Origin of the sequence: Sorangium sp. So ce281, from assembly GCF_051527395.1 — a bacterium.
Lineage (GTDB): Bacteria > Myxococcota_A > Polyangia > Polyangiales > Polyangiaceae > Sorangium > Sorangium cellulosum_B.
Map to the genome: position 1 here is coordinate 537,353 of NZ_CP150322.1, position 12,562 is coordinate 549,914.

Here is a 12,562-nt window from a genome sequence, read left to right on the forward strand (position 1 = left end):
GATGACCGATTTCCAGTACCAGGACATGCTCCCCCTCGGCCATGACGAGACCCCGTACCGCCTCGTCAGCCGCGACCATGTCTCGACCTTCGAGGCCGCCGGCTCGACGTTCCTCAAGGTCGAGCCGGAGGGGCTCACCCTGCTCGCGCGCGAGGCGATGCGCGACATCGCCCACCTCCTCCGGCCCGGTCACCTCGCGCAGCTCGCGCGGATCCTCGGCGATCCCGAGGCCTCCTCGAACGATCGCTTCGTCGCCCTCGAGCTCCTCAAGAACGCGAGCATCGCCGCGGGGGGCGTGCTCCCGTCGTGCCAGGACACCGGCACGGCCGTCGTCATGGGCAAGAAGGGCCAGCTCGTCTTCACGGGCGGCGGCGACGAGGCGGCGATCGCGCGCGGCGTCTTCGAGACCTACCGCGCGCAGAACCTGCGCTATTCGCAGCTCGCGCCGCTCGACATGTACCGGGAGGTCAACACGAACGACAACCTCCCTGCGCAGATCGAGATCTTCGCGACGGACGGCGACGCCTACAAGCTCCTGTTCATGGCGAAGGGCGGCGGCTCCGCGAACAAGAGCTATCTTTACCAGGAGACCAAGGCGCTCCTGAACCCGGAGAGCCTGCTCTCCTTCGTCGAGGCGAAGATCCGCGCGCTCGGCACCGCGGCGTGCCCGCCGTACCACCTCGCCATCGTCGTCGGCGGCACGTCGGCCGAGTACACGCTCAAGGTCGCGAAGCTCGCCTCCGCGCGCTACCTCGACACGCTCCCGGCCGACGGCAACGCGCGCGGGCGCGGCTTCCGCGACCGCGAGCTCGAGCAGAAGGTGCTCGAGCTCGCGCAGCGGACGGGGATCGGGGCGCAGTTCGGGGGCAAGTACTTCTGCCACGACGTCCGGGTCATCCGCCTGCCGCGCCACGGCGCCTCGTGCCCTGTCGGCATCGCCGTCTCGTGCTCTGCGGATCGTCAGGCGCTCGGCAAGATCACGCGCGAGGGCATCTTCCTCGAGCAGCTCGAGACCGATCCCGCGAAGTACCTGCCCGACACCACCGACGCGGATCTCGAGGGCGAGGTCGTGAAGCTCGACCTCCGCCGTCCCATGAGCGAGATCCGCGCGGAGCTCTCGAAGTACCCCATCCGCACGCGGCTCTCGCTGAGCGGCCCGATGATCGTCGCGCGGGACATCGCGCACGCGAAGATCAAGGAGCGCCTCGATCGCGGCGACGGCATGCCGAGCTACCTGCAGGAGTTCATGGTCTACTACGCCGGGCCCGCGAAGACGCCCGCGGGCTACGCCTCCGGCTCGTTCGGCCCCACCACGGCCGGCCGGATGGACGCGTACGTCGACCTCTTCCAGGCGAGCGGCGGCAGCTACGTCATGCTCGCGAAGGGCAACCGCTCGCCCGCCGTCACCGCGGCGTGCAAGAAGCACGGCGGCTTCTACCTGGGCTCGATCGGCGGTCCGGCCGCGCGCCTCGCGAAGGACTGCATCAAGAAGGTCGAGGTGCTCGAGTACCCCGAGCTCGGCATGGAAGCGGTCTGGAAGATCGAGGTCGAGGATTTCCCCGCCTTCATCGTGGTGGACGACAAGGGCAACGACTTCTTCGCCGACATCAACAAGCCGGCCGGCCGGAAGCTCGAAGTCGCCGGCTGACGTCCGGAGCCCGGGAATCGCGGCCGGGCAGCTCCCCTCTACCTCCAGCGCCGGCGCGGCGGCGCCGGCCGCCCTCTCCATCCGCGCCAGACCTTCCAGGACCTGCGCAAACTCCGCTTCGGCGGCGCAGCCACAGCGAGGTCGACTGGCGACGATGTCTCCTAGGATCGGCGTCGAGGCCGGGTTCCATCCGTTCGTGCCACGGCTCGTCGCCTGCTTCCCCTGCTGCCATCAGGGGATGACGAGGGTGACCGAGGCAAATGGTCACATTCGAGGCGTCTTGGCCCCTGTTCAGCCCGATGTCGGCTCGACGAGCGCTGCTGGGGCCGCGGTCCGCGGGGGCACGGTCCGTGCTTTGACCTCGTGCGGAAGGAGCTGAGCATGACGGTTCGACCTGATCGCACGGTGTCTCATGGCCGCGCTGACGCCGGGCACCACCGCTTCGAGGATCGGCACGGTGGCCCCGATGGATCTCGCCATCAGCTGGAGGTGGATCGCCTGGATCGGCTGGTGCGCGCAGCGCAGGAGATCGCTGGTCAAGCGGAGCGTCGCGAGCGCGAGAAGCGCAGCGACGCGGGCCAGGAGGCGAGGCCCGGTGACGGCGGCGTCAAGTCGCGTCCGGCGCCGAGGAACCCGAGCATCGCCGACCTCGAGCGCGCGGACAACGAGGGAATGCTGCCGCCGGGGGAGACGTGAGCGCACGCGCGATGAGCCTCGAGGGGCTCGTCGATCGGCTCGTGCCGAGCGCGCTCCGCCCCGCGGAGCGCGCGCCCCTCGCCCCTGCGCTCGACGCGGAGGTACGGCACGTCGATACGTGGAGCGCGGGGCGCCTCGCCTATTACGTGGACGCCCGCGCTGCGGGGCGCCCCGTGGTGCTCGTGCACGGGGTCGACGCGGCCGCCTCGTCCAGGGAGATGGCGCCCCTGTTCGATGCGCTCCGCGGCGAGCGGCCCGTCTATGCGCTCGATCTTCCCGGCTTCGGCCTCTCGGAGCGGGCGGACCGCGTGTACGATCGCGAGCTCTACCGCGCCGCGCTGCGCCGCTTCCTCACGGACGTGGTCCGCGCGCCGGGCGGCGCCGACGTCATCGCGCTCTCCCTCTCCTCGGAGTTCGCCGCCGCCGTCGCCTGCGAGGAGATGAGCATTGTTCACAGCCTCGTGCTCATTTCCCCGACGGGGCTCGGCCGTGAACCTCCCGGATCGAGCGCCCTCCTCCGGGCTGTCTCGCGCGTCCCCTACGCCGCGGAGGCGCTCTTTCGCGTGCTGGCTGCGCCGCCCAGCATTCGCTGGTTCCTGAAGAAGAGCTTCGTCGGCGCGCCGGATCCGGGCCTCGTCGACTATGCCATCCGCGCGTCGAAGGAGCCTTTTGCCCACCAGGCCCCCCTCGCGTTCATCGCCGGTGCCCTGTTCACGGACGACGCTCTCCAGCGCCTCTATGCGCGTCTGCCCGTCGCCACCCTGATCCTCCACGACCGTGACCCGTATTCGGGCTTCGAGCGCCTCGCCGAGCTCACGCAGCGGAACGCCCGCGTGGAAGCCGCCCGCATCGCGCCCACGCTGGGTCTCCCGCACTTCGAGCAGCTCGACGCCACGCTCGATGTCGTGCGCAGGTTCTGGGCGCAGGACCCTTGGTAGCTCTCCTCCACAGAACGACCAGGACAGCCTGGTAGGGAGCTCCGCGCAGGGCGGACGTCGATTCCCTGCGGAGCCCCGAGCTCCGCAGGGAAGCCGAGGTCGTCCTGTCCGCTCAGGAGCCGTCGCCCTCGACCTCGAACATGTATGCGCCATTACTGACTGGCCCGTTCTCGTGCCAGCGGGCCTGTGCTCCGCTGGTCTCGTGCGACCCTGAGGGGCCTCAAGGATCGACCTGCGACACGCATCCAGTTCCACCGCTCCTGAAGCGCCTGGTGTACAATGGAGCGGTGGCGGAACACCGGGTGTGCCGACAGGAGCACCCGGTGTGTGTGTGGTCACGTGCGAGCCGGTTCGATCGGGGTCATTTCGTTAGGACCATGACATTTGCGGCGCGGGAGGGGTGACCTGGCGCAGCAATCCGGCGATGGAGCGCTGCGCCAGGACATCACGATGGATGGTCAGGCGATGGAGCAACGCGGCACGCGTCTACAGGCGGCGCGGATTGTTTCCAGGCGTAAAAGTCTTTGCAAACTCCAGGTCAACGGGCTAATTAAGCTCTTATAGCGGGGGATGTCGTGAATTCAGGCGGTCAAACCATCTCTTCGACCCAGCAAGCGAGCAACAGCTTGCTTGGTCGATACCGCCTGATTGCAAAATTGGGTCGTGGTGGGATGGCAGACGTGTTTCTGGCCGTCTCCCGCGGGCCCGGGTCGTTCAACAAGCTCGTAGTTGTGAAGTGTCTCCGCGTCGGGATGGCGGATGACCCGCGCTACGTCCTGATGTTCCTGGACGAGGCCAAGCTCTCGGCCCGGCTCAATCACCCCAACGTCGTTCAGACCTACGAGATCGGGGGCGAGAGCGGCGGGTACTTCATCGTGATGGAGTACCTCGAGGGCCAGCCGCTCAAGGACGTCGTGAGGGCGGTTGTGAGCGGCTGTCCTGGCGCCGCGAGCTTCACGCGGGGGGCGTGGGTCAGGGTCATCGCCGAGGCGCTGCGCGGGTTGCACTACGCGCATGAGCTCGCGGACTTCGATGGCGGTCTGCTCGGCATCGTGCACCGCGACGTCTCGCCCCACAACATCTTCGTCACGTACGACGGAGCTGTGAAGATCGTCGATTTCGGCGTCGCGAAGGCGGCCCTCAACGCGGCGCACACCGAGAGCGGAACCTTCAAGGGCAAGATGGCCTACGCCGCGCCCGAGCAGGCGATGGCGAGCGGGGACGTCGATCGGCGGGCCGATATCTTCGCCATCGGCATCGTGCTCTGGGAGCTCCTGGCGATGCGCCGGCTGTTCGATGGCGATCACGTGGCCGTGATGCACCAGCTGCTCACGCGGGACATCCCGCGGCTCTCCACCGTCGTGCCGGACATCGACCCGGCGCTCGACGAGATCGTGGCGAGGGCCCTCCAGCGGGATCCCGATCGACGTTTCGCCACCGCGCAGGAGATGGGCGACGCGCTGGAGAGTTACCTGCGGGGCTCGGGCGAGGACGTCCGCACGGAGCAGCTCGGCGCGCACGTGCTCGAGATGTTCGCGGAGAGCAGGGCGCTCGTGCGCCAGCAGGTCACCGCGCAGTTCGAGTACCTGACCTCGATGGACGTCGCGGGCGACATCCAGCGCGCCTCGATGGTCGGAGAGTTCCCCCGCGCCTCGATGGTCGGAGAGTTCCCCCGCGCCTCGATGGTCATGGGGATGAACCGCTCGATGTGGCCCTCCGCGACCGCGGCCGGTCTACCCCTCCTGAGCGATCAGAGCCACAGCCTCCCCGCCAACCATCATCACGAGCCCCCGGCCGTCGATCCCGGCAGCCTGGGCGCGACGGTGGGGCGCGCCTCGTCCTGGCGGCAGCGCGGGTATCTCGCCTCTGTGCTCGGGGTGGTCGCGCTGCTCGCCGCGGGGGCCTTCGTGATGTTCCGCGAGCGCTCGCTGGGGCCCGGCGCGCTGGAGCAGCCTGCCCCGGTGCCCACGGCTGCGTCGGCGACCGAACCGAGCCCGATGAAGGCCAAGGTCACGATCAAGAGCGAGCCCGCGGACGCGAACGTGAGCTGGAACGGGACCATGCTCGGCAAGACGCCCCTCAGCGTCGAGCTGCCTCAAGGGATGCAGGTCGTCGTCGTGTCCAGGGCCGGTTGGGTCGACGTGTCGATCTTCCTGCAGCTCTCCGCGTCGGACGTCGTCGAGCGCACCGTCGCGCTCCGGCGTCAGGACGTCAGCGCGATCCCTTCGAACTAGAGCGGCGGGCGACCGCCGCGCTGGAGCGGGCGCAGGTTCGTTTGCCGGGCCTGACAAACTCCGCTCCTTCGTTGGCATTTTTGGTGGGAAATCGAACGGGGAGACGGGTGGGCTCTTGCTCCCCGTCTCCCTGTGAGTTTTCCCTGAAAATTCGAGGGGATACTTCAGGTGCCGGCCCGGAGGACACGCATGGAGGGCGCGGCCCTGGCGGCGAGGCGGCGGACTTCTCGACCGAGCCAGTCGAGGAAATCGAGGTTCCACGGAGGCCCGTCCGGCCAGCGCTCGCGTATGCGGGCGGCGAGATCGAGATCCCAGCTCCCGTAGAGATCCACGAGCGCGTCATGCGCCTTGCGGCCGGCCAGCGCTTCAGGGGCCCCGCGAGGCTCGCCTCCGTGCGCGAAGGCGTCATCGCAAACATAGTAGTTGCACGTCGCCGCGCGCCGCTCGGGGGGGATGGTGCAGCCCTCATGACCGTGGAAAGCGCACCTCTTGGGGAGCGCTCTGCCATCGCTGCCCTGGGGCTCGACCCGCAGGATGAGCAGGCCGCGCTGGCCCGGGCGCAGGTTGCCCGCGGCCATCTGCTCGAGCAGCCAGCCAGCGCCGCCGAGCGAGACGATCCGCCCGATGTCCGACCACTCGACCCCCGGCGGGCTGGCGCAGCAACCCGTCGGGCCCTGCGGGCACGAGCCGCACAACGTCGAGTGCAACCGCGTATGCATGCCCGCGAGCTCCAGCCGGATCATCGCGCCACCAGCGCTCCTATGCTCTGGGCGTGATCAGACGCTCCAGCCCGCGCAGCGGGATGTCCAGCCAGTCAGGCCGGTTGTTGAGCTCGTAGCCGACCTCGTAAATGCACTTCTCGAGCATGTAGAAGTCGATCAGCAGCACCGTGTCCGCGTCGCTCGCGGGCACGTACGCCGCCGTCTCGTCGGTCCGCGGCTCGGCGGTCGCCTGAGCGCGCGCGACCGTCTCCATGTATCCCGCGAGGTAGCTCGCGGAGATCCACGCCACCCAGGCGTCGGTCCACGGCTTGAGGACGGCGACGTCCTCCGGCCGGAGGCGAGCGTCCCGGAGCGCCGATGAGCCGGCGTAGTCGAACGAGCGCAGCATCCCGCCCACGTCCCGGAGCGGGCCGCGCTTGTAGCGGCGCTCGCTCAGCGGCCTCGCCGGCTCCCCCTCGAAATCGATCAGGATGAAGTCGTCGCCCGTCGAGAGCACCTGGCCGAGGTGGAAGTCGCCGTGCGTCCGGATGCGGGGCATGTCGAACTTCCTCGACACGATCTGCTGGAGCTTCGCGTTGATCTCGGCCTCGCGCGGCAGCATCGCCGCCACCTGCTCCCGCACGTTCTCGGGGAGCGAGCGCTCACGCTTCCTCAGCAGCGCGAAGGTGCGCGCGAGCATGCCGTGCGCCGACTGGAAGATCGACTGCTGGTGCAGCGTCGAGAACGACTGCTGCCCGAACGCGGGGTCCTTGCTCTGCTTGCCGAGCGTGAGGTGGAGCTGCGCGGTGCGCTCGCCGAGCAGCCGCATCCTCACGAGCTCGGTGCCCATGAGCTGGTTCACGAGCGGCGGCGGCGTCGCGCGCGACGCGTCGACCAGCGTGCCGGTCGGCATCGGCGGCGCGCCCCTCTTCGCGGTCTCCTCGTCGGCGAGCACCCGCTCGAAGAAGCGGTTCAGCGCCTCGAGCGTGCTCGTCCACGCGTCGCTCTGGCTCTGCACGTACTCCTGGAGCATCGCCACCGTGGTCGCCTCGCGACCGCGGGCCTGGTACTCGATCGCCCCGGCGAGCCGCGCCGTGGCAGGGAACTGGTGCTCCGTCAGGAACCGGCCGATCTCGAGCTCCGGGTTGATGCCCTCCTCGACCTGCCGGAAGATCTTGAGGAGGAGCTTGTCGCCGTAAATGATGGTCGTGTTGCTCTGCTCGCTCTCGGAGATGCGCGCCGGGAGCTCTCCCTCGGCGCCGAGCGCCTCGAGCGTCGTCCCGAGCGGCAGCGCGTGGAGCTCGCCGAGCGAGCCCGTCGCGACCCCCTGCACCCGGATCGCGGCGAGGACGAGCGCGGCGAACTCCGGGGTCGCCAGCGCGTCGTAGAGGACGCCCTCCGGCGCCGCCGCGCTCTCCGGCTCGGGATCGCGGATCGTGACGTCCGCGATCACCGCGTGGCGCGTGCGCGTCGCGAGCGTCCGCGCGTAGTCGCCCGTGGCGAAGCCGATCGGCACGACATACGTCTCCGGCGAGCCGTCCGTGTACTCGACGCGCGCGAGCAGGAGGTAGTGCTCCGCCGCGGTCTGCTCGCCGCGCACGATCGGGATGACGTCCGCGAGGGTCGTGGCGCGCCGCGTGCGCGCCTTGCCGCGGAACCAGCGCCGCGCCGCGATGAACTTCCCGAGCGCCGGCTCGAGCACCCTGCGCCCCTCCGGGGAGAGGAGCGCCCGCCACGAGCCCTTCGCCGCGATCGCGGGCGCCGCCTCGGCGTCGCCCGCGGAGATCGCCGGCGTGGCCGGCTCCAACGCGAACCAGAAGAAGTCGTGCCGACCGAGCGACAGGGGGTAACCGCGGCTCGTGATCTCCGGGAAGCGGTTCCTGCCGAACAGCTCGACAGGCACCATGCCCTCGAAGCGCGCGAGATCGAGCTCGACGTGCTGCGCGTACCGGGAGAGGTTCGCGACGACGAGCAGCCGCTCGTCCGCGTGCGCGCGGATGAACGCGAGCACCTTGCCGTTGTCCGGGTGCAGGAACTCGATCGTCCCGCGGCCGAGCACCTTGTTCTGCTTGCGCAGGGTGATGAGCCGCTTCATCCACCAGAGGAGCGAGGCCGGGTTCTGCTGCTGCGCCTCGACGTTGATCGCCTCGTAGTGGTACTCGGGGTCGATGATGATCGGCAGATAGAGCTTCTGCGGGTTCGCCCTGGAGAATCCGGCGTTCCGATCGGCGCTCCACTGCATCGGCGTGCGCACCCCGTCGCGATCGCCGAGATAGATGTTGTCGCCCATCCCGATCTCGTCGCCGTAGTAGAGGACGGGGGTCCCCGGCAGCGAGAAGAGCAGCGCGTTCATCAGCTCGATCCTGCGCCGCGTCTTCATGAGCGGGGCGAGCCGCCGGCGGATGCCCAGGTTGATCCGCGCCGTGTGCTCCTGCGCGTAGACGCGGTACATGTAGTCCCGGTCCTCGTCGGTCACCATCTCGAGCGTCAGCTCGTCGTGGTTCCGGAGGAACGTCGCCCACTGACAGGTCTCGTGGACCACGGGCGTCTGCTTCAGGATGTTGACGATCGGGAAGCTGTCCTCGAGCTCGACCGCCATGAACATCCTGGGCATGAGCGGGAAGTGGAAGTTCATGTGGCACTCGTCGCCGCTCCCGAAGTACGCCGCGGCGTCGGCGGGCCACTGGTTGGCCTCCGCGAGGAGCATGCGATCGGCGAAATTCGCGTCGATGTGACGCCGGAGCTTCCGCAAGAACTCGTGCGTCTCCGGCAGGTTCTCGCAGTTCGTCCCTTCGCGCTCGTAGAGGTACGGCACGGCGTCGAGCCGGAGCCCGTCGACGCCCATCTCCAGCCAGAAGTCGACCACCTTGAAGACGGCGGCGTGGACGTCCGGGTTCTCGAAGTTGAGATCGGGCTGGTGGGAGTAGAAGCGGTGCCAGTAATAGGCGTTGGCGACCGGATCCCAGGCCCAGTTCGATGTCTCGAAGTCCTTGAAGATGATCCGGGCGTCCTTGTAGCGGTGCGGCGTGTCGCTCCACACGTAGAAATCGCGCCAGCGCGAGCCCTTGGGCGAGGTCCGCGCCCGCTGGAACCACTCATGCTCGTTCGAGGTGTGGTTCAGGACGAGCTCGGTGATGACGCGGATGTCGCGGCGGTGCGCCTCGCGCAGGAGGCGGGCGAACTCGCGCCGGGTCCCGTAAGACGGGTTGATGCTGGCGTAATCCGCGATGTCGTATCCGCCGTCGCGCAGCGGAGAGGGGTAGAAGGGCAGGAGCCAGATCGCGGTGACGCCGAGATCTTGGAGGTAATCGAGCTTGTCGACGAGTCCCTCGAAGTCGCCGATGCCGTCCGCGTTCGAGTCGCTGAACGCGCGGACATGGACCTCGTAGATGATAGCGTCCTTGTACCAGAGGGCGCTGCCTTCGGCGGGAGGGGGCTTTTGATCCTGGCTCATGACTGCTCCGGCGATGCGCGTTGTCCGCGCGACGACGCCGGGCGCACGGGACGCAGCGGCTCGGGCCCTGTGCGGCGTGAGCACGCCGCCCGGGCCAGAGGGCCAGGAGGCAAGGCACGCTGCGGAGTCCGCCACTGGGCGCGCACTGCCGTCCCCACGCAGATGACGCGGATCACGTGTATAGTTTAGCTACTCGGGATTGCAAGACCACGCGTGCCCGACTTCGGTAGCATGCCACGCGCGGGGCGCAAAGCGGCGCCGTTGCGTTGTTTGCGTCCGGTCGCGTTCGGTTGCGTTCGGTCGCGTTCGGTCGCGTTCGGTTGCGTCCGGTTGCGTCCGGTCGCGCCCGGTTGCATCCGGCTGCCCCCTTTTCCGCACGCTTGCACCCGCGCGCTGTCGAGATCGCTGCTTCATGAGCTCGACCCACACGTCGAACCGCAGCCGGTGTAAGAAGCGCTGGCACTCGTTCTGCGATCGGGCGAGCTCATGCCCATCGAAGGAGCATTCTCATGATGCGTGTCTTCCACGTACTCCCGCTCTCGCTCGCCGCGCTCGGAGCGCTCGCGTGCTCGTCGACCCCCGAGCCGACGATCGACCCGAACAACCCGTGCCCTCCGGGCCAGTGGTGCGCCTCCGCCGTGCCGACCACGCCGGCGACGGCGGTGCCCACGCCCACCACCACCGCCGCGCCCGCGGGCTCCGCCGCGACGCCGATCCCGCCGGTCGCCGCGGTGGCCGCGACGCCGATCCTGCAGGGGATGGGCACGACGGAGGCCCCGGGGATGAAGCCGGACGGCGGGCCGTTCGCGGGGCAGTTCCAGGAGGGCCAGGCGCTCGAGCAGCAGATCAACATCTCGCCCGGCAAGTGCTACACGGTCGTCGGCATCGGCCTCGGGGTCCAGGAGCTCGACATCCAGCTCGTCTCGCAGCCCGCGCCCGCGCTGCCGCCCGTCGTGCTCGCGCAGGACAGCACCAGCGGCGCCGCGGCGACGCTCGGGGGCAAGGCCTCCGGCTGCTGGAAGAACCCCCTGCCGATCGGCGGCCCGGGCAAGGTGATCCTCAAGGCGACGAAGGGCGCGGGGATCGCGGCCGCGCAGGTCTTCATCAAGTAACGCTCCCCGCGCGGGCTGGCCGAGCCCGCCTGCGCGCGAAGACGCCCGGCCGTGCGCGCGCCGGGAGGCGTGCGCCTCGCGCGCGACTCTTCTATTCCCGCCGCCTTCCTCCTCCTCTAGAGCAGACCGGCGCGGCCGTGGGCCGCGCGCGCGACTCCATGAGCGAGACCGTCTTCCTCGGCCCCGACGCCAGCAACGCCTGCGCGAGGCCGCGCTGGGAGTGGCTGTCGTCGCGCCTGCCCCCGGACCTCGAGCAGGAGGCGACGAGGCGCGTCGCGTGGATGGCGCTCTGCACGATCGTGGCGGGCTCCCTCGGCTTCCTCGTGTCGGAGATCTTCCCGGGCCTCGAGCTCGGCCCGTACCCGATCCGCGTCGCGGTCTTCCTGCCGTTCATGCTGGTCTCGGCCGCGCTCTTCGTCATCGCGCGGAAGGGGCTCCTGTCGCCGCCGCGGATCGTCGATCTCTCGTTCGCCTACAAGATCCTGGGCGCCGCGCTGCTCTCGGTCATCTCCAACGCGCAGCCGTGGCCGGAGGGGCCGGTGTTGCCGGGATGGCCGCCGGTGGCCGTCTGGGTGCTCATGTTTCCCATCATCGTGCCCGCCCCGAGCGTGCGCACGCTGTTCACCTCGACGCTGGCGATCCTCACCGATCCGGCCTGCCTCTGGGTGCTCGTCCGCTCGGGCTTCATGGAGCCGCCCTCGGGCGAGGCGATGCTCCGCCGCTTCTTCCCGAGCGTCATCGCGCTCGCGCTCTCCGTCCTCGTGTCGCGCGTCGTCTTCGGGCTCGGGCGCAAGCTCGACGCGGCGCGGGAGCTCGGCAGCTACCGGCTCGTCGAGCGGCTCGGCGGCGGCGGCATGGGCGAGGTGTGGCGGGCGAAGCACCGGATGCTCGCCCGCCCCGCGGCCGTGAAGCTGATCCGGCCCGAGGCGTTCCAGGGCGAGCCGTCGAGCAACGGCAACGCGAAGGCGCGGTTCGAGCGCGAGGCGCAGGCGACCGCCGCGCTCCGATCGCCGCACACGATCGGGATCTTCGACTTCGGCGTCTCCCGCGACGGGTCGTTCTACTACGTGATGGAGCTGCTCGATGGCATGGACCTCGACACCCTCGTCAAGCTGGACGGCCCGCAGCCGCCCGCGCGCGTGGTCCACCTGCTCCGGCAGGCCTGCCACTCGCTCCACGAGGCGCACAAGGCCTTCTTCGTGCACCGCGACATCAAGCCCGCCAACCTCTTCCTGTGCCGCTACGGCGCAGATCTCGACTTCTTGAAGGTGCTCGACTTCGGGCTGGTGGCCCAGCGCAGGAAGGACGCGGATCCCTCCAAGCTGACGGCGGACAACGCGATCACCGGCACGCCCGCGTTCATGGCCCCGGAGGTGGTGCTGGGCGACCGCCCGATCGACGGCCGGGCCGACCTCTACGCGCTCGGGTGCGTCGCCTACTGGCTGCTCACCGGCGCCCTCGTGTTCGAGGCCGAGACGGCGATGAAGACGATGTTGCTCCACGCGACGGAGGCGCCCGTCGCGCCTTCGAAGCGCGCGGCGCGCGCGATCCCGCCCGCGCTCGACCGCATCGTGCTCGACTGCCTCGAGAAGGACCCCGCGCGGCGGCCGCGATCGGCGCGCGAGCTGTCCGAGCGGCTCGCCGCGCTCCGCATGGACGCGGAGTGGACCGAGCAGCACGCGGCGGCGTGGTGGGAAGCGATCGCGCCGCCGTCGCTCTCGGGCCAGGCGGCCAGGGCGGCCGTCGACGCCTTCGGCTGAGCTCCGCGCGCGCCCGGCC

8 protein-coding genes are annotated in these 12,562 nt (G+C 69.7%); 6 read left to right on the forward strand and 2 right to left on the reverse strand.

Translation table 11 applies throughout. The annotated features are described in order from the left end of the window. Position 1: 1 nt before the first annotated feature. The 4 genes from WMF27_RS01935 to WMF27_RS01950 all read left to right on the forward strand — a co-directional run bounded on the left by WMF27_RS01935 (position 2) and on the right by WMF27_RS01950 (position 5,516). Complete coding sequence (locus WMF27_RS01935; RefSeq protein WP_437761958.1) at positions 2–1,648, forward strand: fumarate hydratase; 1,647 nt, start codon at positions 2–4, stop codon at positions 1,646–1,648. A gap of 381 nt (positions 1,649–2,029) precedes the next feature. Continuing rightward, the gene (locus WMF27_RS01940; protein WP_437761957.1) at positions 2,030–2,344 is read left to right on the forward strand and encodes a hypothetical protein; all 315 of its coding nucleotides are present in this window, start codon (positions 2,030–2,032) and stop codon (positions 2,342–2,344) included. Beyond that, positions 2,341–3,282 (forward strand): alpha/beta fold hydrolase, encoded by a 942-nt coding sequence (locus WMF27_RS01945; RefSeq protein WP_437761956.1) that lies wholly within the window; start codon positions 2,341–2,343, stop codon positions 3,280–3,282. Before WMF27_RS01940 ends, WMF27_RS01945 begins: the two co-directional genes overlap by 4 nt. A gap of 575 nt (positions 3,283–3,857) precedes the next feature. Further along, positions 3,858–5,516, forward strand: coding sequence for a protein kinase domain-containing protein (locus tag WMF27_RS01950; protein ID WP_437761955.1), 1,659 nt, complete (start codon positions 3,858–3,860; stop codon positions 5,514–5,516). A 164-nt stretch (positions 5,517–5,680) separates the two neighbouring features. On the opposite strand, the gene WMF27_RS01955 is transcribed toward WMF27_RS01950, so the two are convergent. Continuing rightward, a complete protein-coding gene (locus WMF27_RS01955; protein ID WP_437943739.1) occupies positions 5,681–6,235 on the reverse strand; it encodes a hypothetical protein in 555 nt (184 codons plus the stop codon). 40 nt (positions 6,236–6,275) lie between these two features. Then, entirely contained in the window at positions 6,276–9,671 is a 3,396-nt protein-coding gene (gene treS / locus WMF27_RS01960; protein ID WP_437761953.1) for a maltose alpha-D-glucosyltransferase, read from the reverse strand. Positions 9,672–10,180: 509 nt separating this feature from the next. On the opposite strand from treS, the gene WMF27_RS01965 reads away from it, so the two are divergent. After that, on the forward strand, positions 10,181–10,783 hold the full coding sequence (locus tag WMF27_RS01965; RefSeq protein ID WP_437761952.1) for a hypothetical protein: 603 nt from the start codon (positions 10,181–10,183) through the stop codon (positions 10,781–10,783). Positions 10,784–10,941: 158 nt separating this feature from the next. Continuing rightward, positions 10,942–12,543: a serine/threonine-protein kinase gene (locus WMF27_RS01970; RefSeq protein ID WP_437761951.1), complete on the forward strand. Its 1,602-nt coding sequence runs from the start codon at positions 10,942–10,944 to the stop codon at positions 12,541–12,543. The last annotated feature ends 19 nt before the right edge of the window (positions 12,544–12,562 follow it).